23 protein-coding genes are annotated in these 25375 nt (G+C 65.0%); 12 read left to right on the top strand and 11 right to left on the bottom strand.

The genetic code is table 11. The annotated features are described in order from the left end of the window. Window positions 1–108 precede the first annotated feature (108 nt). Window positions 109–891: a DeoR/GlpR family DNA-binding transcription regulator gene (locus AC6CH3_RS13180; RefSeq protein ID WP_498132866.1), complete on the top strand. Its 783-nt coding sequence runs from the start codon at window positions 109–111 to the stop codon at window positions 889–891. Window positions 892–901: 10 nt separating this feature from the next. On the opposite strand, the gene AC6CH3_RS13175 is transcribed toward AC6CH3_RS13180, so the two are convergent. Then, window positions 902–1921: a LacI family DNA-binding transcriptional regulator gene (locus AC6CH3_RS13175; RefSeq protein ID WP_498132865.1), complete on the bottom strand. Its 1020-nt coding sequence runs from the start codon at window positions 1919–1921 to the stop codon at window positions 902–904. 14 nt (window positions 1922–1935) lie between these two features. Beyond that, window positions 1936–3138, bottom strand: a complete 1203-nt coding sequence (locus tag AC6CH3_RS13170; RefSeq protein WP_498132864.1) for a Gfo/Idh/MocA family protein — start codon at window positions 3136–3138, stop codon at window positions 1936–1938. A 214-nt stretch (window positions 3139–3352) separates the two neighbouring features. On the opposite strand from AC6CH3_RS13170, the gene AC6CH3_RS13165 reads away from it, so the two are divergent. The 8 genes from AC6CH3_RS13165 (at window position 3353) to AC6CH3_RS13130 (ending at window position 13140) form a co-directional block, all read left to right on the top strand. Continuing rightward, the gene (locus AC6CH3_RS13165; RefSeq protein ID WP_498132966.1) at window positions 3353–4291 is read left to right on the top strand and encodes a carbohydrate ABC transporter permease; all 939 of its coding nucleotides are present in this window, start codon (window positions 3353–3355) and stop codon (window positions 4289–4291) included. A gap of 10 nt (window positions 4292–4301) precedes the next feature. Next, window positions 4302–5228 carry a carbohydrate ABC transporter permease gene (locus AC6CH3_RS13160; RefSeq protein WP_498132863.1) on the top strand — a complete coding sequence of 309 codons (927 nt, stop codon included), beginning with the start codon at window positions 4302–4304 and terminating at the stop codon, window positions 5226–5228. Window positions 5229–5279: 51 nt separating this feature from the next. Beyond that, window positions 5280–6620, top strand: a complete 1341-nt coding sequence (locus AC6CH3_RS13155) for an ABC transporter substrate-binding protein (RefSeq protein ID WP_498132862.1) — start codon at window positions 5280–5282, stop codon at window positions 6618–6620. A gap of 168 nt (window positions 6621–6788) precedes the next feature. Then, window positions 6789–8972 (top strand): alpha-galactosidase, encoded by a 2184-nt coding sequence (locus tag AC6CH3_RS13150; protein WP_498132861.1) that lies wholly within the window; start codon window positions 6789–6791, stop codon window positions 8970–8972. A 95-nt stretch (window positions 8973–9067) separates the two neighbouring features. Then, window positions 9068–10042, top strand: a complete 975-nt coding sequence (galE, locus tag AC6CH3_RS13145) for a UDP-glucose 4-epimerase GalE (protein WP_498132860.1) — start codon at window positions 9068–9070, stop codon at window positions 10040–10042. Window positions 10043–10103: 61 nt separating this feature from the next. Further along, a complete protein-coding gene (locus AC6CH3_RS13140) occupies window positions 10104–11384 on the top strand; it encodes an ABC transporter substrate-binding protein (RefSeq protein ID WP_498132859.1) in 1281 nt (426 codons plus the stop codon). Continuing rightward, a complete protein-coding gene (locus AC6CH3_RS13135; protein WP_498132858.1) occupies window positions 11384–12250 on the top strand; it encodes a carbohydrate ABC transporter permease in 867 nt (288 codons plus the stop codon). Before AC6CH3_RS13140 ends, AC6CH3_RS13135 begins: the two co-directional genes overlap by 1 nt. Beyond that, window positions 12247–13140, top strand: coding sequence for a carbohydrate ABC transporter permease (locus AC6CH3_RS13130; protein WP_498132857.1), 894 nt, complete (start codon window positions 12247–12249; stop codon window positions 13138–13140). Before AC6CH3_RS13135 ends, AC6CH3_RS13130 begins: the two co-directional genes overlap by 4 nt. 89 nt (window positions 13141–13229) lie before the next feature. Here the strand turns inward: AC6CH3_RS13130 and AC6CH3_RS13125 are convergent, their stop codons facing one another. From AC6CH3_RS13125 to AC6CH3_RS13105, 5 genes are read right to left on the bottom strand one after another with little or no spacing between them, the layout of a single operon-like run. Then, window positions 13230–14429 (bottom strand): glycerate kinase family protein, encoded by a 1200-nt coding sequence (locus AC6CH3_RS13125; RefSeq protein ID WP_498132856.1) that lies wholly within the window; start codon window positions 14427–14429, stop codon window positions 13230–13232. A gap of 29 nt (window positions 14430–14458) precedes the next feature. Then, a complete protein-coding gene (locus AC6CH3_RS13120) occupies window positions 14459–15970 on the bottom strand; it encodes an SLC13 family permease (RefSeq protein WP_498132855.1) in 1512 nt (503 codons plus the stop codon). Then, complete coding sequence (locus AC6CH3_RS13115) at window positions 15967–16626, bottom strand: response regulator transcription factor (RefSeq protein ID WP_498132854.1); 660 nt, start codon at window positions 16624–16626, stop codon at window positions 15967–15969. Before AC6CH3_RS13115 ends, AC6CH3_RS13120 begins: the two co-directional genes overlap by 4 nt. Beyond that, window positions 16623–18194 carry a sensor histidine kinase gene (locus AC6CH3_RS13110; RefSeq protein WP_498132853.1) on the bottom strand — a complete coding sequence of 524 codons (1572 nt, stop codon included), beginning with the start codon at window positions 18192–18194 and terminating at the stop codon, window positions 16623–16625. Before AC6CH3_RS13110 ends, AC6CH3_RS13115 begins: the two co-directional genes overlap by 4 nt. Beyond that, window positions 18191–18583: a hypothetical protein gene (locus AC6CH3_RS13105; RefSeq protein ID WP_498132852.1), complete on the bottom strand. Its 393-nt coding sequence runs from the start codon at window positions 18581–18583 to the stop codon at window positions 18191–18193. The genes AC6CH3_RS13110 and AC6CH3_RS13105 overlap by 4 nt, the downstream gene beginning before the upstream one ends. 88 nt (window positions 18584–18671) lie before the next feature. On the opposite strand from AC6CH3_RS13105, the gene aroQ reads away from it, so the two are divergent. After that, window positions 18672–19148, top strand: a complete 477-nt coding sequence (aroQ, locus tag AC6CH3_RS13100) for a type II 3-dehydroquinate dehydratase (protein WP_498132851.1) — start codon at window positions 18672–18674, stop codon at window positions 19146–19148. 54 nt (window positions 19149–19202) lie between these two features. Here the strand turns inward: aroQ and AC6CH3_RS13095 are convergent, their stop codons facing one another. Continuing rightward, window positions 19203–20387: a MarP family serine protease gene (locus tag AC6CH3_RS13095; protein ID WP_498132850.1), complete on the bottom strand. Its 1185-nt coding sequence runs from the start codon at window positions 20385–20387 to the stop codon at window positions 19203–19205. A gap of 194 nt (window positions 20388–20581) precedes the next feature. On the opposite strand from AC6CH3_RS13095, the gene AC6CH3_RS13090 reads away from it, so the two are divergent. After that, window positions 20582–21259, top strand: a complete 678-nt coding sequence (locus AC6CH3_RS13090; RefSeq protein ID WP_205652417.1) for a Crp/Fnr family transcriptional regulator — start codon at window positions 20582–20584, stop codon at window positions 21257–21259. 106 nt (window positions 21260–21365) lie between these two features. Here the strand turns inward: AC6CH3_RS13090 and AC6CH3_RS13085 are convergent, their stop codons facing one another. The 3 genes from AC6CH3_RS13085 to sp36 are packed head-to-tail and all read right to left on the bottom strand — an operon-like array spanning window position 21366 to window position 22983. Continuing rightward, a complete protein-coding gene (locus AC6CH3_RS13085; RefSeq protein WP_498132849.1) occupies window positions 21366–22277 on the bottom strand; it encodes an NUDIX hydrolase in 912 nt (303 codons plus the stop codon). A gap of 15 nt (window positions 22278–22292) precedes the next feature. Beyond that, window positions 22293–22826 carry a RidA family protein gene (locus tag AC6CH3_RS13080; protein ID WP_498132848.1) on the bottom strand — a complete coding sequence of 178 codons (534 nt, stop codon included), beginning with the start codon at window positions 22824–22826 and terminating at the stop codon, window positions 22293–22295. A gap of 1 nt (window position 22827) precedes the next feature. Then, a complete protein-coding gene (gene sp36, locus AC6CH3_RS13075; protein ID WP_205652420.1) occupies window positions 22828–22983 on the bottom strand; it encodes a Sp36 family protein in 156 nt (51 codons plus the stop codon). Window positions 22984–23020: 37 nt separating this feature from the next. Here sp36 and AC6CH3_RS13070 point away from each other — a divergent pair, with 37 nt between their 5' ends. Further along, window positions 23021–25375: a transglycosylase domain-containing protein gene (locus AC6CH3_RS13070; RefSeq protein WP_498132847.1), complete on the top strand. Its 2355-nt coding sequence runs from the start codon at window positions 23021–23023 to the stop codon at window positions 25373–25375.

Here is a 25375-nt window from a genome sequence, read left to right as displayed (position 1 = left end):
AAACCGCCCAATGTTGTTTTTCGAGCTTTCCTGTTCCCTTTTGCGAGGAGTACGCGATGATGGGCAGTGAGAACGCCGACCGCGGTCTTGCCGCCTGAAAGGATCACGATGCTTCCCGCCGCCCGCCACCAATCCATAGTGGACGCCGTCCAGCGCGAGCGGGTGGTCCGCGTCTCGGACCTGGCCCAGCAGCTGGGAGTGTCCCTGATGACGGTGCGCCGCGACATCGAGCTGCTGGAGGAAAGCGGCCAGGTGGAGCGGATCCACGGGGGCGCCAAGCTGCCCGGCGACGCCAGCACGCACGAGCCCGGGTTCGAGCTGAAATCCACTCAGATGGCGGCGGAGAAGCGGGCCATTGCCCTCGAAGCCGCCACCCTGGTGCACGAGGGCATGGCCGTGGCCCTCAGCGCAGGCACCACCACCTGGGCACTGGCCAAGGAACTCGCCCATGGACCCCGGATCACCGCCGTGACCAATTCAGTGAAGATCGCGGACCTCTTCCACCACGCCTCGGCCACAGGCTCGGGGCGCCACGCCTCCACGGTGATCCTCATCGGAGGCGAGCGCACGCCGTCGGACGCCCTGGTGGGTCCCATCGCCACGGCGGCGCTGCGGCAGCTGCACCTTGATCTGTTGTTCCTGGGCGTGCACGGCATGGACGAGGAGGCCGGCTACACCACGCCGAACCTGTTGGAAGCCGAAACGAACCGCGCCTTCGTGGCCGCATCCCGCAAGGTGGTAGTCCTCGCCGACCACACCAAGTGGGGCACCCAGGGCATCAGCACCATAGCGAAGCTTGAGGACGCCGACGAGGTGATCAGCGATGCCGGCCTGTCACCCGACGCCCAGCGGATCCTCAGGGACCGGGTCAGCCGGCTCCGGCTGGTCTAAGGTACGGCTCTCACGGGCAGCCGCAGGACTGCCTGACCAGCAGCCTCGTCGGGAAGACGCGGTGCTGTCCGGGGCTGCCCCGGTCCGCTCCGACGAGCGCGCGGACGGCGGCCTCCGCCATGTCACGCACGGGCTGCTCCACGGTGGTGAGCGTCGGCCACGAGTATTCCGCGTCCTCTGAGCCGTCGAAGGAGGCAAGTGCGATGTCCCCCGGGACGGAGAGGCCCGCCTCGTGGAGCGCGCGGAGTATGCCGATGGCCTGCATGTCGGAGCTGGCAAAGATGGCGGTGGGCCGGTGTCCCGACGCCAGGAGCCGCTGTCCCGCCGCGTAACCGCCAACCCGGGTGAAGGCACTGCGGGCAATCGGGCCCTCCGGCAGCCCCGCGTCCTTAAGCGCCTGCAGCCAGCCGTCTTCGCGGGCGTCCGCTTCGTTGCCGGTGGTGGTGCCCATGGCCAGCCCGATGTTGGTGTGGCCATGCCCGATCAGGTGTTCGACGGCGGTACGGGCACCCTTGGCAAGGTCCACGCCAACCGTGGTGACGCCGGCCGAACTCCCGCTGTGGCTCAGGAGCACGGACGGGATCTCCGCGGTTTCCAAATCGGCCAGGTCCGGCTCGAACAGCACGCTCGCCAGCACCACGCCGTCCACCTGCCGCGCCGCGAGGTTCCGGATGTTCCTGCGCTCCTTGGCCAGATTGCCGTCCGAGTTCGTCAGCACCAGGGCGTACCCGAGCGCGGCCGCCGCATCCTCCACGGCATGGGCCAGCATCGAGAAGAAAGGGTTGCTGTTGTCCGGGATGACCAGACCGATCGTTTCGCTGGACCCCAGTTTCAGGGCCCTCGCAGCCGCATTGGGACGGTAGCCCAGTTGCCGGATGGCGTCCTGGACCTTCGCTTCGGTGGCCGGCGCCACCTTCTTCGGCCCGCCATTAACTACATAGCTGACGACGGCGGTGCTCACCCCGGCGTACCGGGCAACATCCTTGCGGGTCACTTGGGTCCGCGGGGCGGGCACTGCAGGAATGGTCATGGTGTCCATGCTAGCTACAGCACGACCGGGGCATCTCCAAAGTCGCGGATGGGCAGGCGCTCACCGTTCCTCCGGGCCGATTCGTGGGCCACGATGCCGGGCAGCGTGAAGCGCGCAGCCGTCCATGCGTTGACGGGCGGCAGGGACCCGGTGTTCACGGCCGTGACAAAGTCGTCCACCAGGAAGTGGTGGCTGCCTTCGTGGCCGTTGGGAGCGCCGCGGAATTCCTCTGGAAGCCGGCTGCTGTCATGCACCGGGGCCAGTCCGGACACGAAGGCGTCCCGCAGTTCGGGTGCCACGTTGGCGAGTGAGGGATCGTCCAGGGCCATGCTGGGCCTGGACTCCATCTGCTCGGAGATGTCGTGGACGTTGGCCTTGTCCTGCCAGACGGTCACCTTGGCCAGCTGCTCGAAGCTGGCCTCGGTGCCGAAGAAGCGGAACCGGGACTCGCGGATGTGCGAGGGGTAACCCACCCGGCGCATTTCGTTGGTCCGCATGGCGCCGCCGTCGTTCAGTTCGAACAGGGCCGTCGCGTTGGAAAAGTCGTTGCCGAACATGCTGACATCCTTGTCGAACACCCCGTCCTGGCGGTCGTCCCGGACGCCGACGCAGCTGACGCTCACGGCGTGGGCGGGCAGCGCGCCCAGGACCCCTCCGATCGCGTGGGTCGGATACAGCATGGGAGGGTAGCTGGCGGTCTCCTTCCAGCGCTCTCCCCCGCTGTACTGGTAGGCGTCGTAAAAGCCCAGGTCCATGTCGTGGACATAGTCGCCCTCGGAGTAGAACACCCTGCCGAACCTGCCGGCCTCGTGCTGCCTGCGGGCGTAGACGGTGGCCGGGTTGTAGTAGCTGGTTTCACCCATCATGTACACGTTGCGGGTCTCACGCACGGCGTCGATGATCCTCGCGATCTCATCTTCGGTGATGGCCATGGGCACGGCCGAATAGACATGCTTTCCGGCCCGGAGGGCCCGCTCAACCAGCGGGCCGTGGGTCCACCGCTGCGTGAAGATGGCGACGGCGTCGACGTCGGACGCCAGCAGCTCCTCGAAGCTGCCGAGGGAACCGGCGAGGCCATACCGCGCGATGGCCTCGTCCGCGCGCTCCGCCCGCTCGTCCACGACAAAGACCTCACTGACTCCGGGGTGCAGGTTGAAGAGATGGGCGAACTGTCCCCCGAACTGTCCGACGCCGACTACTCCGATTGAAAACGCCATTGTTCCTGCCTTCCCGGCCACAGGCGCACCGTCGAGCGGTGCGCGATTTGCGTTGCAGCACAGTCTTTCAGCGATATCTACTCGAGTCAACACTTGCAACGTTGCAGAGATCTTGGAGTGGGATTTCTTGGAAATATTCCTTGCACTCCCATTTCTACTCGTGTAGATTCGGTGGCGATTGTTAGTTCCATCACACACCCAGGAAGGGTCGATGATGACCACCCTTACCAAGAATCCCCCAGCCGGGGACCAACAGCTGCGCGACCCCATCAGGCGGCGGCTGTCCGGCCTGGGCGACCTCAGGATTGCGCTTCTGTTCATCCTCCCCGCGATGATCGGTTTCATTACCTTCTTCGTCGTGCCCACGGTCCGCGGCGTGTACCTGAGTTTCACGGAGTACAACATCCTCGGAGATCCCGAATGGATCGGTTTCGACAACTACGCAGCGATCGCCAAGGATCCGCTGTTCTGGAACTCCCTGGCCGTCACCGGGCAGTACGTCCTCATCAACATCGCCCTCCAGACAGCCCTGGCGCTTGGACTGGCCCTCCTGATGCACCAGGTCGCCAAATCCACCATCGTCCGCGGGACCCTGCTCCTGCCCTACCTGATGTCCAACGTCATCGCGGCCTTGCTCTGGTTTTGGATGCTGGATTACCAGATAGGCGTCGTGAACCAGTTCCTCGAATGGACAGGGCTCTCCCGCGCCGCATTTTTCGGCAGCGAAGAGTGGGCCATCCCCACGCAGGCCCTGATCAACACCTGGCGCCACATGGGCTACACGGCCCTGCTGATCTTCGCCGGCCTCCAGGCCATCCCGCAGCACCTCTATGAAGTAGCGAACCTGGACGGCGCTTCACCCTTCCAGACCTTCCGCAAGATCACCTTGCCCCTGCTGCGCCCGGTCATGGTCCTGGTCCTCGTCGTCACGGTGATCGGTTCCTTCCAGGTCTTCGACACCGTGGCCGTAACCACCCAGGGCGGCCCGGTCAACGCCACCCGGGTCATTCAGTACTACATCTATCAGCGGGCCTTCACGGAGTCGGACTTCGGCTACGGATCCGCCATCGCCGTCATCCTCTTCCTCATCCTCGCTCTCGTGGCCTTCATCCAGATGAAGTTCCTCCGGGGCAATGAGTCGGACCTGGACTAAGGAACCCAGCATGAACACCACCACCACCAGCCACGCACAGCAGCCCGCCGCTGCCCGCCGTCGCCCGTTCAATGCCCGCCGAGCGGTGGCCTGGGCACTGCTCATCCTGGCCATCGCCGTTTCCGTACTGCCGTTCCTGTGGGTCCTGCGCACAGCCCTGTCCACCAACAGCGCGCTGGCGTCCCAATCGGCCAGCCTGCTGCCGGCGGACTTCACCTTTGGCGCGTTCAAACGCGTACTCGGCCTGCAGAGCCCGGCCGAGGCCGTCGCGGAAGGCGGTTCCGGGGCCGCCATCAGCTTCTGGCTGTACCTGCGCAACTCGATCATCTTCTCTTCAATCACCACCGCCGGCGCCGTGTTCTTCAGCGCGATGGCCGCCTACGCCTTCGCCCGGCTGCGCTGGAAAGGCCGGAACGCCGTCTTCAGCCTGTTCCTGGGCACCATGCTGGTTCCGCCGATCTTCACGGCTCTGCCCAACTTCCTGCTGATCAAGAACCTGGACCTGCTCAACACGATGGTCGGCATGGTATTGCCCTACGTCTTCATGACCCCCTTCGCCATCTTCTTCCTGCGGCAGTTCTTCCTGAACATGTCCCGTGAAGTCGAAGAGGCCGCCATGCTGGACGGTGCCAAGCATCTGCGCATCTTCTTCCAGATCGTGCTGCCCAACGCCGCCGCGCCGCTGGCCACGCTGGCCCTGCTCACTTTCATCGGCCAGTGGAACGAATACTTCTGGCCGCTGCTGGTCGGTTCCCAGGATGACGTACGCGTCCTGCAGGTAGGCCTGGGTGTCTTCAAATCACAGTCCCCGCAGGGGGCACCCGACTGGTCCGGCCTGATGGCCGCCACGTTGATTTCGGCGCTGCCGGTCCTGGTTCTCTTCGCCGCCTTCGGCAAGAGAATCGTGAACTCCATCGGCTTCTCCGGCATCAAATAGTCCTCTTTCCGCCCTCAACCAACCCCCTCCTGCCCCTCCGAAAGGTCCATCATGAAAAGAACCCTCGGCGCCATCGCCGCCGCCACGATCGCACTGTCCCTGTCCGCCTGTGGCGGCGGTTCCTCCGCCGGCTCGTCCGAAGCCAAGGGCGAAATCAACTACTGGCTCTGGGACGCCAACCAGCTCCCCGCCTACCAGCAGTGCGCCGACGATTTCACCAAGGCCAACCCGGACATCAAGGTCAAGATCACCCAGCGCGGCTGGGACGACTACTGGAGCACGCTCACCAACGGCTTTGTGGGCGGAACGGCACCCGACGTGTTCACCAACCACCTCGGACGCTACGGGGAGCTGGCCGAGAACAAGCAGCTGCTGCCTATTGATGAAGCAGTGGAGAAGGACAACGTGGACCTTGCTGCCTACAACGAGGGCCTCGCGGACCTCTGGGTGGGCCAGGACGGCAAGCGCTACGGACTGCCCAAGGACTGGGACACGATCGCGCTGTTCTACAACAAGGCGATGCTCGCCAACGCAGGCATCTCCGAGGACGAGATGAAGAACCTCACCTGGAACCCGGAGGACGGCGGCAGCTACGAGAAAATCATCGCCCGCCTGACCATTGACAAGAACGGCAAGCGCGGGGATGAGGCCGGCTTCGACAAGAACAACGTCGCGGTGTACGGCCTCGGGCTCAACGGCGGCGGTGATTCCTCAGGCCAGACGGAATGGAGCTACTTGACCAACACCACCGGCTGGTCCCACACGGACAAGAACCCGTGGGGCACGCACTACAACTACGATGACTCCAGGTTCCAGGCCTCCATCGACTGGTTCGCGGGGCTGGTTGAAAAGGGCTACATGCCCAAGCTGGAGACCACCGTCGGCGCGAGCATGGCAGATACCTTTGCAGCCGGGAAGTCGGCCATCAATGCACACGGGTCCTGGATGATCGGCCAGTACACGGGCTACAAGAACGTCAAGGTGGGCATCGCCCCCACCCCTGCAGGACCGGAAGGCAAGCGTGCCAGCATGTTCAACGGCCTGGCGGATTCCATCTGGGCAGGCACCAAGAACCCCGCCGCCTCGGTGAAGTGGGTCGAATACCTCGCCTCGGCCGCCTGCCAGGATGTCGTCGCGTCAAAGGCGGTTGTCTTCCCGGCGCTGAAGAGCTCCTCCGACAAGGCAGCGGCAGCGTTCAAAGCCAAGAACGTGGACGTCACAGCCTTCACCGAGCACGTCAAGAACGAGACCACGTTCCTGTACCCCATCACTGACAACACCGCCAAGGTCAAGGGCATCATGGAGCCTGCCATGGACGCCGTCGTATCCGGCAAGGCATCCGCCAGCTCCCTGACCCAGGCCAACGAACAGGTCAACGGCCTGTTCAAGTAGGGGCACTCCCCCAAAAGCTGTGACTGCGGATGTGGCCGCAGCCACCCGGCCCGGATGCCGCCGTTTCCTCCTCGCGGCGGCGGCATCCGGACCACGCCGGCTCCACCCGCTCCACCACCGTTCCAGCGCCACCTTGCGCACACCATGATTACCGAAAGAGACTTACTTATGGATCCCCTGCACCTCCATTCCGCCGGCACCAGCCTGGTGATCAGCTTCAGCAGCGGGGAGGCCGAGGTCATCCACTGGGGAGCCGACCTTGGCGGCGAACTCCCGGACCTGTCGATCCTCACCGAGGCCATCCCCCACTCCGCCATCGACGCCACCGTCCCCGCGGGATTGCTCCCCCAGGCATCCTCCAGCTGGCGCGGACGGCCGGCGCTGCGCGGCCACCGCATCGCCGACGGCGTCTCCGGCCTCGATTTCTCCGTTCGCCTGCGCGCCGTGCGCGCAGCAGTCAACGGCAACTCTGCCGCCGTCGTTCAGCAGGATGCCGATGCCGGCATCACCGTCGAATCCACGCTCGCGCTTCACGACGGCGGCCTGCTGGAACTGCGCCACACCGTCACGAACAGCGGAACCTCACCGTTCCAGCTGGACGAACTGGCCACCGTCCTCCCGGTGGCCCCGGACGCCGTCGAACTTCTCGACCTGACCGGACGCTGGTGCCGGGAACGGCATCCCCAGCGCCGTCCCATCCAGCAGGGCACCTGGGTGCGCAGCGGCCGCCACGGCCGCACCGGCCACGACTCCTCACTGCTGTTCGCGGCCGGCTCCGCCGGCTTCGGCAACCGACACGGCAAGGTCTGGGCCACGCACCTGGCCTGGAGCGGCAACCACGAACAGTTCGCTGACACCCTCGCGGACGGGCGCACCACGATCGGCGGCTCCGAACTGCTGGGCCCGGCCGAAGTGGTCCTCGAGCCCGGCGCCGGCTACACCACGCCCACGCTCTTCGCCGCCTACTCGGACCGCGGCCTCGACGGCATCAGCGAGGCGTTCTACAGCTGGTTCCGTTCGCGCCCGCACCATGTACTCCCCGCCGTTGGCGGCGGCAAGCCGCGGCCCGTGGTGCTGAACACCTGGGAAGCTGTCTACTTCGACCACAACCTGCCCACGCTGATAGAACTGGCGGACTCGGCCGCCGATCTGGGCGTGGAGCGGTTCGTCCTGGACGACGGCTGGTTCCGCGGCCGCCGCGACGACACAGCCGGCCTGGGCGACTGGTTCGTGGACGAGACGCTCTGGCCGGACGGGCTGACGCCGCTCATCGAGGCCGTCACGTCCCGCGGGATGGAGTTCGGCCTGTGGGTGGAGCCCGAGATGATCAACCTCAACTCCGACGTGGCACGCGCGCACCCGGACTGGGTCGTGGGGCCGGCCGCCGTCTCCCATAAGGACGGCGGGCGCCTGCCGCTGGCCTGGCGGAACCAGCACATCATCGACCTGGTGAACCCGGAGGCGTGGCAGTACATCTTTGACCGGATCGACGCCCTCCTGCGCGAGAACAACATCAGCTACCTGAAGTGGGACCAGAACCGGGACCTCACGGAGCACGGGCACGCCGGACGCTCGTCAGTCCACGAGCAGACCCTCGCTGCCTACCGCCTGTTCGACGAACTCCGCAAGGCCCACCCCGGCGTCGAGATTGAAAGCTGCTCATCCGGCGGGGCACGCGTGGACTTGGGCATCCTGGAGCGCACGGACCGCATCTGGGGTTCGGACTGCAACGACGCGCTGGAGCGGCAGACCATCCAGCGGTGGACCGGCATCGTGGTTCCGCCCGAGCTGGTGGGCGGACACATTGGCCCCACCACATCGCACACCACCGCCCGCACGCACGACCTCTCCTTCCGCGCCATCACGGCTCTTTTCGGCCATTTCGGCATGGAGTGGGACGTCCGGGAGGTCCAGGGCGGGCAGCGCGAGGAACTCAGGCGCTTCATCGCGCTGTACAAGGAACACCGCGGGCTGATCCACAGCGGCCGGATGGTCCGCGCGGATGTCCCTGACGATTCCCTCATGCTGCACGGCGTGCTGGCAGCAGCCGGTTCCCTTGCAGCCGGCACGACGGCGGCCCTGTTCGCCTTGGTGAGCACCCGCACCTCGTTCGCGGAACAGCTGGGACGCGCCACCCTTCCCGGGCTCGAGGCGGCACGCCGCTACCGCGTGGAGGCCATCTTCCCGACGCCGGGGGACGCCGATTACGTGCACACCTTCACGCAGATCCAGCCGCCGGCCTGGCTCGCTTCCGGGGCAGAAGCCAACGGCCGTTTCCTGGCCGAGGTGGGACTCGCGATGCCCAACCTCAACCCGGAGCACGCGCTGCTGCTGAAGGTTACGGCCCTCTAGGCATCGAAAGTCCACATTGCGGATTGCCCCGCCGTTCCCCCTCTCCGGAGCAAGCGGGACGGCGGGGCGGCCCGCGCTTATCCAGAGGAACGCACATGAGAATTCTGGTTACAGGCGGCACCGGGTACATCGGCTCCCACACCGTTCTTTCCCTGCAGGAAGCCGGCCACGACGTGGTGGTGATCGACAATCTGGTGAACTCCAGTGAGGAATCGATGCGCCGCGTAGCCGGGCTCAGCGGGAAGACCCCCGAGTTCCACCCCGTGGATCTGGTGGACGAAGCCGCGGTGGAAAGAGTGTTTTCCGCCGGCGGCATCGACGCCGTCATCCACTTCGCCGGCCTGAAGGCGGTCGGTGAATCTGTCCGCGAACCCCTCAGGTACTACTACAACAACCTCGTCGGCACGCTCAACCTCATTCGGGTCATGGAGCGGCACGACGTCCGCTCCCTCGTGTTCAGTTCATCGGCCACCGTATATGGGGAACACAATCCCGTCCCTTATGCCGAAAAAATGGAGATCGGCGCCAACAACCCCTATGGCAGGACCAAGGAGCAGATCGAGGACATCCTCTCGGACCTCGGCGACGCGGACCCCCGTTGGCACATTGCGCTGCTGCGCTACTTCAATCCGGTCGGCGCACACCCCTCCGGCCGCATCGGCGAGGACCCGCAGGGCATCCCCAACAACCTGGTGCCCTTTATCGCCCAGGTTGCCGTCGGGCGCCGCGGGAAGCTGATGGTCTTCGGCGGCGACTACGACACGCCGGACGGGACCTGCCTGCGCGACTACATCCACGTGGTGGACCTTGCCGAAGGCCATGTCGCCGCCCTGGACCACGTGACTGACCGCGCCGGCGTATTCCGCTGGAACCTCGGCTCAGGCAGAGGCTCCTCGGTGCTGGAGGTCCTGCGGTCCTTCGAAAAGGCAGTGGGCCGCCCCATCCCCTACCAGACCACGGCACGGCGCGCCGGTGACCTTCCCGCATTCTGGGCTGATGCCACGTCCGCCCTCGCCGACCTCGGCTGGTCCACCACCAAGACCGTGGACCAGATGTGCGAGGACCACTGACGCTGGCAGAAAAACAATCCCAACGGGTACGCCGGCTAGGACCGCAGGGACGGAGAATCCCATGATCACCCCGGGCAGTCACACTGCCAAAGCCCTGGCCGCCGCGCTTGCCGCGGCCTTGCTGGCCAGCTGCGCCGCGCCGCCGGCAGAGAACGAAGTCACGCTCCGTTTCTTCCAGTTCAAGCCCGAAGCGGTACAGGAATTCGCCGGTCTCATCGACGAGTTCGAAGCCGCGAACCCCGGCATCCGGGTGCTCCAGGACAACGTCCCGGATCCGGACACCGCCATCCGGACACTCCTGGTGAAAAACAAGACACCGGATGTGCTGACCCTCAACGGAAACGCCAGCTTCGGCCTCCTCGCCGAGGCCTGCGTGTTCGCCGACCTCAGTCAGGAACCGGCTGCCAAGAAGATCCTTCCGGCAGTACAGGACATCCTCAACGCCAACGGCCGCTGCGATGGCTCCGAGATCAACGGACTGCCGATGGCCAATAACGCGAGCGGAATTCTGTACAACCCGGAGATTTTCGCCAAATACGGGGTTACCGTGCCGCGGACGTGGAACGAGCTGATCGCTGCCGCCGAGACGTTCAAGGCCAAGGGGGTCGCACCGTTTTATATGACCCTCAAAGACGCCTGGACCACATCCCCGGCACTGGTCAACCTTGCCGCCCAGCTGCAACCCGAGGACTTTTTCGACCGACTCGACGCAGCCGGAGACGTCCGCGAAGACAGCCCGGTGTCGTTCAGCAAGGACTACCAGGAAGTGGCGGACAAACTGTCCAAGCTTTTCAGCTACGCCCAGCCCGGCGCTGCCGGCGTCGACTACGCCACCGGGAACAAGGCCTTTGCCGACGGCAAGGCGGCGATGTACCTCAACGGCAGCTTCGCCGTGCCGGCCATCCGAGCGGCGAACCCCGACGCCAAAATCGCTTCGTTCCCCTACCCCGCCACGAACGATCCCGCCAAGACCACGGTGGTGTCCGGCGTCGACGTGGCGCTGGCCATGGGCAGGGAGACTCCCCACCGGGCCGAAGCCCAGAAATTCATCGATTTCCTTCTGTCCAAGGAGGTTGTCGACAAATACGCGAAGAACCAAAGCGCCTTCGCGCCCGTGCAGGACGCGGCTCCGCAGCAGGACCCGGCCCTGCGGGGCATGGCCCCCTACTTCACCGCCGGCAAGCTCGACGGCTACATGGACCATCGGCTGCCGCCGAGCATCCCGCTGGTCAACATCACCCAGCAGTTCGTCCTGGACGGAGACAAGTCCCGCTACTTGAACACGCTGGACAACGAATGGTTCAAAGTCGCAGCCCGCACGCCCAACCGAGGTGACCAGTAGTGACGCATTCCACCAAGGCCTTCTACTGGATGGCCGTTCCCGCGCTGCTGCTCTTCGTTACCCTGCACACCGTTCCGGTGGTCACGGGCATGTTCTTCAGCCTCACGGACTATGCCGGCTACGGAAAATGGAACTTCGTTGGATTCCAGAACTACCTCAGTCTTTTCAAGGACGACAGGGTCCTGGCCTCCTACGGATTCACCTTCCTGTTCGCCATCACGACGACGGTGATCGTCAACGTGCTGGCGCTCGGAATGGCCCTGCTGCTCCACGCGAGGATCAAATTCCGCACCGCGTTCCGCGGCATCTTCTTCATCCCGAACGTGCTGGCCATCCTCATCATCGGCTATGTCTTCAACTTCATCTTCTCCAACTCGCTCCCACTGCTGGGCCAATCGCTGGGAATCGACTGGCTTTCGACCTCGATCCTGGCCAACAAGGATCTGGCCTGGCTGGGCATCGTGGCGGTCTCGGCCTGGCAGTCCATCGCGTTCAGCGTCATCCTGTACCTCGCCGGCTTGCTGACCATCCCGGCGGAGCTGTACGAGGCGGCGGGCCTGGACGGCGCGGGCTACTGGCGGCAGTTCAGCTCCATCACCTTCCCGATGATCGGGGCGTTCTTCACCATCAACATGGTGCTGGCGCTTAAGGGCTTCCTGCAGGCCTTCGACCAGATCGTCGCCCTCACCGGCGGCGGTCCCGGGACTTCCACCGAATCCGTCGCCATGGTCATCTTCCGAGGCGGCTTCCAGGGCGGGGAATTCGGCTATCAGATGGCCAACTCCGTGGTGTACCTGTTGGTGATCGTGGCAGTGTCCGTGATCCAGCTCCGGACACTCCAGCGCAGAGAGGCGGACTTCTCATGACCATCCCAACCGAGACCGCTGCAGCAGCCCGAACCGCAACGGCTACCCGCGGCCTGCGGCGCCGCGGCAGGCGGCTCGACGGCGTGAACTGGCCGCTCACAGCCCTGACGGCGGTCCTGGCACTGACCGTGCTCATCCCGCTCTACCTCACGGTGGTCACCGCGCTCAAGACCCCGGACCAGCTGGGAGGCTCTGGCTTCGAGTGGCCCAACCGGGTCCGGCTGGAGAACTTCTCCGACGCCTGGAACCTTACCAACTTCCCCCGCGCCCTGCTGAACTCGGCAATCGTCACCGTAGGTGCGGTGGTCCTGACCATCCTGTCCAACTCGCTGGTGGCCTACGCGATCGCACGGAACCTTCACAAGCGCTTCTTCAAGTTTCTCTACTACTTCTTCGTCTCCGCCCTCTTCGTGCCGTTTCCGATCATCATGCTGCCGGCCACCAAGGAAACCGCACTTCTGGGCCTCGACAACCCGGTGGGACTGTTCCTGCTGTACACGGTCTACGGGCTCAGTTTCAACGTGTTCGTCTACACCGCTTTCATACGCTCCATCCCGCGCGAACTGGAGGAAGCGGCAACGATGGACGGCGCCTCCACCTGGGGCATCTTCCGGCGGATCATTTTCCCGCTGCTCACCCCGATGAACGCCACCGTTGGGATCCTGACCTGCATCTGGGCATGGAACGACTTCCTGCTGCCCCTCGTCATCCTCTCGGACCCCGCGGCCCGGACTCTGCCACTGGCCCAGTATGTGTTCCAGAGCCAATTCACCACCAACTACACAGTGGCCTTTGCGTCCTACCTGATGGCCCTGGCGCCACTGCTGCTGGTGTACCTGCTCGCACAGCGCTGGGTGATTTCAGGGGTCATGCGCGGCTCCATCAAGTGACCGGCACCCCGCGGCGGCGCCGTAGAACCCGGCACGACGGCCGGCGCCGATTACGGGCACCGCGCCCGGCGGGGCCCGCGATGGTCCGCTCAGGCCACGTTACCGAGACGTGAAGAGATCGCCGATCCGAGCAGGAGGACGCGGAAGGTGCGTTCGGTGGCTTCGCGCAGGAGGGTCGCACCTTGCGCGACTGCCCGGTCCAGGTTCATGGGAATGGGAATGATCCCGGCTATCGCATCGATCCCGGCAGAGTGGACATCGCTGGCGTCCTTGCCGATGGAACCGGCGAGGGCGAGGACAGGGACCCCCGCTGCCTGGGCGCGCCTGGCAACCTCCGCTGGGACCTTCCCACGCGGCGTCTGGAAGTCAATGGCTCCTTCGGCGGTGACCACCAGGTCGGACTGGGAGATCCGGGCGTCCAGATCCACGCCGGCCAGGCCTGAGTCCAGAAGCAGTTCAAAGCGCGGCACCAGATTTGCCCCAATCGCTGCAAGCCCGGCGCCCAGCCCTCCGGATGCGCCCGTGCCGGAACCCGTCCGGAGATAATCCTCGGACAGGCCGGATGCGGCCGCCAGCACGAAGGCCCAGCGATCGAGGCCAGCGCACAGTGTTTCGACCTGCTCCTCGGTGGCACCTTTTTGGGGTCCGAACACCCGGGCAACACCCTGCGGCCCGCACAAGACGTTGAACGGGTTGACTGCGAGGTCGATCCGGCAACCGGCCAGACGCTCATCCAGCTCAGCGAGATCCACGCCTGCTGCCCCGGCCAGCGCGGCCCCTCCTTCGGCCAGTTCCCTTCCATCTGCGGCAGGAATGCGGGCGCCCAGAGCACGAAGGGCTCCCGCGCCGCCGTCGGACGTCCCTGAATCACCGCAGCCGACGATGATCCGCTCGGCACCCTCGTCCAGCGCGGCCAGCATCAGTTCGCCGACGCCACGTGTGGTGGTGCACCCGGGATTGCGGCTCTCCTTAGGCACGAGGCGGAGCCCGGCAGCGGCGGCCATCTCCACCACCGCTGTCGGCCTGTCCGTTTTGCCAAGCATGGCAAAGTGGGCTTCGACAGGCGTCCCGGTTGGACCGGTGACGCGTCGGGGCACAATCCGTCCGCCGGTAGCCGCTGCCAGTGCAGCCGCGGTCCCTTCACCGCCGTCGGCCAGCGGAACGGTGGTCACGTGGACGCCCGGGATCACGCGCCGGATCCCCGCCGCTATGGCGGCCGCCACTTCCACGGCATCGAGGCTTTCCTTGAAGCCGGACGGTGCCACCAGAATGCGTTGCGGAATAGACATGACCATTGGAGCCACCTTCGCTGGGTAATTTAGTGGGATGTGAAAAGTGGGAGGCCCATCGCGGGCCAAAGCAGGAAGCTGAAAATCAGGACCAGGACGGCGTTCATCGGGCCAAGCCACGCGGAGAGACGGAGAAGATCGCGCGGTCTGTAATTGATCTCGCCGTCTGTTTCGGCGAACAGTGCGACCGGTTTTGCCGAGCCCGTCAGCGTGTGGCAGAAGCCTGCGGCGGCGGTCGATGCAAAGGCCGCGGCCATGGGGTCCACGCCCAGCGGTCCGGCCGAGGCAACCACGATGGGAATCAGCACCGCAGAGCGGGCCGAGCGGGACTGGATCACGAGGTGGGCAGCTGTTGAGATGGCGACAATCACCAGTACGAAGACAACCGGGCGCGCGGTTCCGAGGCCTGCCACCGGGGCGAGCAGGGACGAGGCCAGCCACTCTGCCGCTCCGGACGTGACCAGGCTCGAGCCGAGGGCCAGTGTGGCGGCCATGAAAATCAGCATGGACCAGGGCACCCTCTTCAGGGCAGCTCCCAGCTTGACCGAGCCATAGTACGGCGATGACACCACCAGCGCTCCGATGAGGGCCACGATGGCCGGTTCCAATCCGTGCACAGGCTCCGTGCACCACAGGACCACGATCGCGCCCAACAGCAACAGCGACCTGTTCTCGTCCAGGTCAAGGGGTCCCTGGAGCCGGGACGCCGACTGGCCTTGAAGTTGTGAGGTTGTGATTTCCAGGCCTTCTGCCCTGTCGGCCCTGCTCGTAAACAACCGCAGCACCAGTTCCGTGGCAAACGCTGAAGCAACGACGGCAAGCGGCAGTCCCAGCAGAAGCCAGGAGGCGAAGTCGAATCCCTGATGGCCTGCGGACACAAGGACCTGGCTCGTGATCAGATGAGCACCGGCGCCGAGGAAGGAGCTGACGGCCGACAGCAGTATCACGGTCGGAAAGAGGATGGACAGCATTTTCACGACAGACCTTCGGTCCCTCAGCGTACCGCGAAGGGCAAGAAAGATAGGAAGGGCCAAGGCCGCCCGACCGGAGGTTGCCGGAACCGCGAAAGCCGTGACAAGAAGGCCCATTGAGGTCAGGTGGGCCAACTGCCGCACGCTGCGGGCTCCCGTAATCACGAAGGCTGCGCCGCGTTCGGCAAGTCCGGTGGACGCAACTGCACTCGCAATGACGAAGGCAGACATCAGCAGCCAGACTGATTCTTCACCTAGTGCATCAAACAGGCTCTGCGTCGGTAGTGTTCCGCAGATGACCAGGGAAACTGCAGCCCCGAGTGCCACATAGGTGTCTTCCACTCTGGTGAAGATCCAAAACCATACTGAAGCAATGAAGATGCACAGTGTTATGGCGGCATCCGCTGCCAGGCCGTCGCCATTGACTGCGTTGAGGATCAGGGCAGCCATCGCGCCCAGCGCCAGGCAGGAGGAAATGACCGGAGCGGGCGAGAGAACGCGGGCCGGGCGGGCCTGCCGTTGCAGGGCTTTGGACTGCCGCTGGGACGACTCGAAATAGACGGGGTTCATCGCAACCGATATCCGGCCCCGCGTACGGTCTCCAGCCGTTCCGATCCAATCTTGCTGCGGAGGGCCCTGACGTAAACGTCCACGACGTTTGAGGCCGGATCGAAATCGAGGTTCCAGGCATGGGAAATCAGCTGGTCCCTGGTGAGCACCTGTCCGGGGTGCCGGAGGAAGACCTCCAGCAGGGAGAACTCCCTGGCGGTAAGGTCCGCCGTAGCGTCGCCGCACCGGACCCGGCGGCTGCGAAGATCGAGTTCCAGATCGTCGTGGCTGAGCTTGAGGACCATGCCGGGTTCCGCGTCGTCCTGCAGCCTCAACCGTATCCGCGCGAGCAGTTCCGCGAACTGAAACGGCTTTGTCATATAGTCGTTGGCCCCGCTCTCCAGGCCGTAAACAGTGTCAGCCACGGAATCACTGGCCGTGAGCACAATGACGGGAGTCTTTGCACCTTCGCCCCGGAGCTGGGCCAGAATCTCGAAGCCGGACAGGGTGGGCAGGCCAATGTCCAGGATCACCATGTCGAATTCGCCGGAGCGGGCCAGCAGCAGGGCGCTCGCCCCGTCTTCCACGACGAGCGACGAGTATGCTGCGGCGCGCAGGCCCTTGTCGATGAACTCAGCGATGCGGCGGTCATCTTCGGCGATGAGAATGCGGCTCATGCCCGCTCCTTCGGTAGGTCGCTGGGGGTGCAGTCTGATGAAACCGGGGCCGGGATGGTGAGCCCGAATGTGGCGCCCTTGCGGGCGTTGCTCCGCACCCAGGCCGTGCCGTCGTGTGCCTCGGCGATGCTGTGAACTATCGCCAGGCCCAGCCCTGCGCCCGGCCGGGAATGGGGGACGGCCCCGGCGGCTTCACCGCGGTGGAAGCGCCGGAAGATCGCTGCCGCCTCTTCCGGAGCGACTCCAACACCCGCGTCGGCGACCCAGATGGTGAATGTGCGGGCGGCTCCGCTTCCCCTAAAGGCCGAGCCGAGCGAAACTGTGGAACCTTCGGGGGAATACTGGCATGCGTTGGTGGCGAGCTGCAGGACGGCCTGCGTGATGCGTTGCGCGTCAACGCTGATTTCACCTTCGGCAATTTCCAGCAGCGGCCAGCCCCGGGGACCGAGGGTCTGCGCTTTCGCCTCGATATCCAGGAGCAGAGAGGCTGCGTCTGTGGGCCGCAGGTTGGTGAAGCCGGGTCGGTCCACCTTGGCCAGCAGCAACAGGTCGGTGACAATCCTGCCCATCCGTGCCAGCTCATCGTCAACGAGAGCAAGGGTTCTGCGCCTGTCCTTCGGGTTGTCCTCCATCAGTTCCAGATGACCCCTGATGACCGTAATCGGTGTCCGAAGCTCATGGGAGGCATCATCGACGAATGCACGCTGTGTCCGGTAGGCACTTTCCAGGCGGTCAAGCATTGTATTGAAGGTGTGGGCCAGCGCGGCAATGTCATCATTCCCCTGAACAGGAACGCGGGCCGTCAGATCGGTTTCTGAGATGTCTGCGGCCACCCGGTGCACTTCCCGGACAGGACGCAGAATCTGTCCCGCCACCAGCCATGCGATGCCAGCAGTGACCGCAAGTCCTCCCAGCGATACAAAGAAGATCGTGACCGTCGTGCTGCCCACCTGCTCATGGCGGAGCGACATGTAGTCCCCGACGATCAGGTAGCCCGTCTCGTTGCCGGAAACAATGGGCAGCCGCGCCCAACGCAGTTCGCCGGCACTGGTTTGGGTGATTCCGGAGGCTGCGGAACCCGTCCGAATGGCGGCCAGGAGCTCTTTGTCCTGGGGAAGCGAGTGCCCGATTGCCAACGGTGCTCCCGCTCCGGTAGACGTGTACAGGACGCGCTGCCCCACGCTCCCGACGATCGCCTCACCCTGGGCGGCGGATTGCCGGCTTAAATAGACCTCGAGCATTTTCTCGATCGAAGTGAACGGCTTGGTCGTCGTCGGATCGACTCCTTCCTTGGAGAAGGCCCGGAATTCCTGCAACTCCTGCGCAATCGCATCATGGGCCTGGGTGCTGGCCTGATTCATCATCAGTGACCGCACGGTCAGAAGCACCGCAAGAAGGGTCAGGGCGGTGGTCAGGAGTATCCAGCCCGCAATCCGCCAACGGGCGGGGACCGTGGAGCCCATCCGACGGCGAGGCGATGCCTCGCGCGGGTGACGTGCAGGAACCGGCGGGACGGTGCGGGGCGGGACGACGGCGGGACGCGCCCCGACTGCTTGCGTTTCCGTCATTCGTCATCTCCCCCGAGGTCGTCATCATCGTTGTCGATGATGACCGGCGGCGCCACTGGCGCCGGGACTGGAGGTGCAACGGGCGAGTGCGGTGACGTAGCGGGCGGCGGGGCAGGGGCCAAGGCCGGTGGTGCTGGTGCTGGCCGAGCAGGTGCCGTGGACTTCGGCTTACTTGGTTTCGACGGCGGCGGGACGTCCGGAGGTTCGGCGCCGGAGGTGGGTTCCAGTGCCGGCGCCGGCGCCGATCCTGGCCTCGACTTGAGCTGCACCGGCTGGGTGTTCACGTCCGGCGCCCCGGCCGGAGCCGAGACAAGGTCACCACCCAAAGCGAGCAGTACCGGCACACCAAGCAGTGCAAGGATCATCATTGCCCGTCGCATCATTCGCATGCCTTCATCGTGGCATCCCGTCATGAAGGCGTTGTGAAGCCACCATGAAGATGTCTTCATGGCGGTTCAACGCGATAGATTTGCACCCATGACTGAAGCCCTTCCCGCCAGCGCAGCCGGCCGCGGAACCATCCTTGTCCTCAACGGCCCCAACCTGAACCTCCTCGGCACCCGCGAGCCGGAGAAGTACGGCACGGCAACCCTTGCCGACGTCGAACAGCTCGCCAAGGACGCCGGCGCGGCCCACGGCCTCGACGTGGAGTGTTTCCAGTCCAACCATGAAGGTGCCCTGGTGGACGCGATCCACGCCGCGCGGGGCAAGGCAATCGGCATCGTGCTCAACGCCGGCGCCTACACCCACACGTCGGTGGCCATCCGGGACGCCATCTCGGCGGTGCAGATTCCCGCTGTGGAAGTCCACATCACGAACGTGCACGCCCGGGAGGAGTTCAGGCACCATTCGTATCTCTCGGATATCAGCAAGGCCGTCATCGCCGGAGCCGGAGTCATGGGCTACCGCTTTGCCGTTGAGTATCTCGCCGACCTGAATGCCGGCAAGGCCTGACCAGCCCAGGCAAAGGCGTCGCTACTGCTGAATGCGGTGTTGCTGGATGCGCCGCTACTGCTGGATGCACTGCCCCGATGACACAGCGTTGGTGAGTTCCGGCGCCTGGGTGGCCACCGGGCGCAGGTCGATCATGGGGATGGCAAAGCCGAGAGCAGCGTCGGAGGTGGCCTTGGCGAAGATCACGCCGGCCACTTCGCCGCCGGTGGTCAGCAGCGGCCCGCCGGAGTTGCCCGGCTGAATGTCGCCCGCAAGCTTGTAGACCTCGTCCGGCACCGGATTGTCGCCGTAAATGTCGGGCACCAGCACGGTTGAAATGCCTTGGACGGTGGCCGGCTTCGACTGGAAGGGGCCGCCGTGGGGATAGCCCGCAAAGGCGGCGGCGGTGCCGGCGGGAAGATCCGGGCTCAGCGGCAGGGCGGCGCTGGGCAGGCCGTCGACGGCGAGCACCGCCAGATCGCGTTTGCCGTCGAAGTAGACCACGCGGCCGGGCATCGCGCCGCCGCCTGGCACCTCAACGACGGGCTGCGACACGCCCGCCACGACATGCGCGTTTGTGACCACCCTCCCCGGCGAGACGACGAATCCGGTCCCCGTCTGGTTCTGGCCGCACTGGAACGCGCTGCCGGCGATCTTCAGGACCGACCCGGCCGCCCGGTTCAGGGCAGGGGTATCGGTGCTGGCATCCGGAACTGGAACCTGCTGCGGCTGCCCGATGCCCTCAATCAACCGCGGAATGCGGTCGCCGATCACCGCCGAGCGCAGCTGCGCCATGGTGGCCTTGACGGGGTTGGGGGTCATGCCGTCAATGAACCGGATGACCCGGGAGTCAGCCAGCTGTTGGGAAACGAACGGCACGCCGAGAGCGCCGATGCTGAATGCCAGCATCGACATGACGAGTGCCGCCACCACGACGTTCACGGCACCGCCTACCATCCGGTCCACCGCGCGCAGCGGCTTCAGACGGACGGCGCTGCGAATGCTGCGGCCGATGGTGGTGCCCAGGGCGTTGCCCAGCACCACGAGCACTATGGCGGTGGCGATGATCGCGGTGAGCCGCCAACTGCTGTCCTCGACGAGCTCGCTGACCAGAGGCACGGAAAGGAAGGCAGCCACGGCACCGGCCGCGAAGCCGGCGATCCCGCCGACTGTCACCAGGAAGCCGTTGCGGAGGCCGTAAATCAGGTAGGACAGGAGCGTTAGTATCAACGCAAGGTCCAGAACGGTCAGGCCAAACAACGGGGTCTCCTTACAGCCACTTACGCCCGATTGTACTGGCGGAATCTGACAGTTTGCCGTGGGCGTCCCGTGACCTTCATGGGCGCCGGCCGCCTTATGGGCCCGGTTCTGCTGCCAAGTACGCCACAGATCGGTAAAAATTCTGAAACAATGGCACAAGCGCCCCAGCCGACACATTTTAATCAGGAGAATTCATGGACATCGAGGTATTGCGCCGCGCGCCCCTTTTCGCCACCCTGGACGACGAGGCTTTCCGCCTGCTGACGGACGAGCTCACAGAGGTTGACCTGTCGCGCGGGGCATCGGTTTTCCGTGAAGGCGACCAGGGTGACCAGCTCTACTTCATTGTCTCCGGCAAGGTAAAGCTTGGCCGCACCTCCCCCGACGGCCGTGAATCCCTGCTCGCGATCCTCGGCCCGGGCGAGCTCTTCGGCGAGATGGCACTCTTCGATCCCAGCCCCCGCACGGCCACTGCCACGGCTGTCTCCGAGACCCGCCTGGCCGGACTCCGGAACGAGAGCCTGAACTCCCTGCTGCGCACCCGCCCCGAGGTTTCGGCGCAGCTGCTGCAGGCCCTGGCCCGCCGCCTGCGCCGCACCAACGACTCCCTGTCCGACCTTGTCTTCTCGGACGTTCCCGGGCGCGTGGCCAAGGCACTCCTGGACTTGGCCGACCGCTTCGGCCGCCCCGCCACGGACGGCGTCCTGGTAGCGCACGAGCTCACGCAGGAAGAACTGGCCCAGCTGGTCGGCGCCTCCCGCGAAACGGTGAACAAGGCCCTGGCCGAGTTCGTCCAGCGCGGATGGCTCCGCCTCGAAGCCCGCGCCGTCGTCATCCTGGACATGCAGCGCCTCCGCCAGCGCTCCCGCTAAACAGCTCACGACGCGCAAAGTTCCGCGCGACACGCAAAAGGTCTGGCGCTACGGGGATTCCCGTCGCACCAGACCTTTTGCGTGTCGCCAGGTAATTGGTGCGTCGTTACCGCTCACGCTGGGGCTCGTGGGCCACCGTCTTCGCGGCTTCGACTTCCAGCATGAGCCGTGCGTCTTCCTCGACGAGCCGGGGCTGGTAGACGTGCGGCGTGCGTTTGTAGCTGAGATAGGCGATGCAGCCGGTCGCGGCCGCCATTTTCTCGAGCATGATTTCAGAGCCCGGCACCATGAGCTGCCCGAGGGTCAGCCCCACGGTGTTTTCCTGGCCGACCTCATCACCGAGTGCGGTGGTGTCGCGTTCGGCGATGATGTTTGTGGCACACACCCACCTGCCCCATACGCCCTTGCTCTCCAGAAGCGTGGGCTGCTGGTTCATCGGGACTGTGGCGGCGAAGTAGCGGGTGTTGAAGCGGTGGTGTGCGAAGTCCGGGCTGAGCCAGTTCACCAGCGGCTTGAGCAGGTCCGTGCGCAGGGACAGTCCGCGCTGGGCCAGCACCTCCGTGAAGGACTTTTCCTGCGAAGCAACCGCTTCACGCACTTTCATCCACTCGGACGTGGCCGTGCCTTCAACAGTGGAGGACACGTCCTGCCCCGCCAGGAGCACGCCGGTTTCTTCGAACAGCTCACGGATAGCGCCCACAACGTGGCGGCGCGCCAGCCCGACGTCGTCCGTTCCCATCTGCTCGGCCCAATGCTGGGGCGAGGGGCCCAGCCAGCCGAGGGCGTCGTCGTCGGATGCATCCAGGGACCCGCCGGGAAAGGCGAGGACGCCCAGCGGCGAAGACCCGGGCCGGTAGCCCAGCCAGGTCTCCAGGCCGTTGGGCGAATCACGCAGCAGGACCACCGAGGAGGCGAAGCGCGCCGCGCGGGGCGTCCGTTCTCCGTGTTCAAGCCAGCTTCGCGCCGCCCCTTCGAGTTCGGGCGGAAGGGCAAAGAGGCGGCGTGCTAGCTGCGGCAAGGAAACGACCGTGCCTTAGCTGAATTCCGCAATCAGCTCGACCTCAACGGGTGAGTCGAGCGGCAGGACTGAAACGCCGACGGCGGAACGGGCGTGCTGCCCCGCGTCACCGAGGACACGGCCGAGGAGTTCTGAGGCGCCGTTGATGACGCCCGGCTGGCCGGTGAAGGAGGGGTCCGAGGAGACGAAGCCCACAACTTTGACGATGCGGGTGATGCGGTCGAGGTCGCCGATGACGCTCTTGACGGCGGCCAGAGCGTTGACGGCACAGACGGCGGCGTACTCCTTGGCGTCCTCCGGGGACACCGTGGGCTCGTCTGATGCGCCTTCGCTGCCGGCCGCAACCTTGCCCGCAGCTGGGAGTTTGCCGTCAATAAACGGCAGCTGCCCCGACGTGTAAACGTGGCTGCCGGAAATGATGGCAGGAACGTAGGCGGCCACCGGAGCGGCCACCTGCGGGAGCGTAATGCCAAGCTCGGCGAGCCGCTGCTCGACGGCGGATGTCGGCGCCGCCGCGGCGCCGGATGCAGTTTCCTGGGGAGTCGTCATGCTACTGCTTCTCCCTCTTCAAGTAGGCCACCAGGCCGTTGCCTTCGGGGCCGGGGACAACCTGGACAAGCTCCCAGCCGTCCTCTCCCCACTGGTCCAGAATCTGCTTCGTGGCATGGATGATGAGCGGAATCGTTGCGTACTCCCATTTGGTCATGAACTCCAGCCTAGTCCTTGCCGGTAAACTGGAGAACATGGTGACTCGTAGGAACCCCATATTCGACACGGCCACTACCCTCGGAAAGATCTTTGCTTTCCTTGGCGTGAGCGCTATTTGCGGCGTCCTGGTGGCCGGCCTGCTGGTTCCGGCGGCCGCCGTTTCAGGCAGCTCGGCGAGCAGTTCGATCGACTTTTTCGACACTCTCCCGGCAGAGCTGCAGGTGGACCCGCCCAGCCAGTCAACCAAGGTCCTCGCCGCGGACGGGAGCGTGATCGCCAACCTGTACGCGGAAAACCGCACCCGTGTTCCGCTGGAGCAGATCTCCCCGTATATGAAGGACGCGGTGATCGCCATTGAGGACAGCCGGTTCTACGAGCACGGCGGAGTGGACACCACAGGCATCCTCCGTGCCCTGGTCAGCACGGCCCGCGGCAACAAACAGGGTGCCTCCACCATCACCCAGCAGTACGTCAACAACGTCCTCAACGCCAACCTTGAAGCGGAAGGCAACTCCGACGAGATCAAGCTCAACGGCGTTAACAAGGGCGTGGGCGACAAACTGCGCGAAATGAAGCTCGCCATTGCCCTGGAAAAGAAGTTCACCAAGGATCAGATCCTTGAGGGCTACCTCAACATCGTGTTCTTCAACCGTGACGCCTACGGCATCGAAGCCGCGTCCAAATTCTTCTTCAGCACCAACGCGAAGGACCTGACGCTCCCCCAGGCAGCGCTGCTCGCGGGCCTCGTCAACAGCCCCTCGGCTTTCGACCCCATCTCCAACCCGGAGAATGCCAAGGTCCGCCGCGACCTCGTGCTGAACGTCATGCTCGGCCACGGCAAGATCACCAAGGCCCAGCACGCCGCCGCCATAGCCACCCCGGTCAAGCCCAAGATCACTCCCGCCCGCCAGGGCTGCGCCTATTCTCCGATTGCTCCGTACTTCTGTGACTACGTCCTGCACCTGCTCCTCAACAACCCGGCCTATGGTGCGGACCCCGAGGAACGCGAAAAGAAGATCTTCCGCGGCGGCCTGACCATCAAGACCACCCTGGACCCGAAGGCGCAAAAGGCCGCGCAGGACCAGGTCAACGCTGCCGCCGGCTCCAACCCGGACAAGTGGGGCGCAGCCCTCGTCTCCGTGGAGCCCAAGACCGGCAAGATCACCAACATGGCCCAGAACACCTCATGGTTTGCCGGCAAGGGAAAGTTCGACAGCCAGATCAACTTCAGCGTCGACCAGTATGACGACAAGGGCAATGACCTCAACGGCCTCGGTGGCGCCCAGCCCGGCTCGACGATGAAGCCGTTCACGTTTGCCCAGTGGCTGGAGGAGGGCAAGTCGATGAACACCATCGTCAATGCCTCCCAGCGCCGCTACGGGCAGATGTTCCCGTGGCGCAACACCTGCCCCACGCCCACGGTCGGTTGGTATGACAGCACCAACGGCACCGACGATCTTCAGAACGCCGAAGAGGGCTATTACCGCCCGATGACGGTCCTGGATGGTCTGAAGAACTCGATCAATACGGCCACCTTCGCCTCGGCTGCGCAGGTCGACCTGTGCGGCATCCAGAAGATCGTGGACGCCGTCGGGCTCCACGGCGGCCTTCCGCTGCGCGACAAGGATACGAACGCCGTCGTCGACGCGAATCCCAAGATCACCATGACCACGCTTGGCAACCTGCTGGGTTCCACGCAGACGGCCCCGCTGACCATGGCCAGCGCCTTTGCCACCTTCGCCAATGACGGCAAGTACTGCGCCCCGATCGCCGTCACCTCGGTGACCGACCAGACCGGTGCGCAGCTCCCTGCACAGTCGACACAGTGCCGGGACGCCCTCAAACCAGAGGTTGCCCGCGGTGTGAACTACGCGCTCCAGAAGGTCCTGAACGAGGGATCCGGTTCACTCATCCAGCCCAGGATCTCCACTGACACCACCTTCCCGATTGCGGCGAAGACCGGTACGTCCAACAACAACGGTTCCACCTGGGTTGTCGGCCACACCATGGGCCTTGCCACCGCCTCCTGGTTCGGTGATGCGCTGGGAGCGCAGGACAGGGCAGGTCAGAATGTCACAGTGAACGGCAAGTTCTACACCGGTATTGACGGTTATATGATCGCCGGCCCGATGTTCTCGCAGTTCATGGCCCAAATTGCACCGGCTTATGGCACCGAACCCTTCCCGGAACCACCGTCCAACCTGCTCTACGGCGCCCCTCAGTACCAGCCGCCGGTCCAGAACATTCCACAGCCGAACAATCCACAGCCGCCGAGCAACCAGGAACCGCCCAGCAAACCGGAGCCCTCAACCGGTACCGGCGGCTCCGGCGGCTCCGGCGACTCCGGCGACTCCGGCGGTAATGACTCCGGTAAAAAGGAGAATGACTGA

This window comes from Arthrobacter sp. GQ119 (assembly GCF_059759125.1).
Note: the sequence above shows the minus strand (reverse complement) of the source record. Positions and strands in the feature narration are given on the sequence as shown.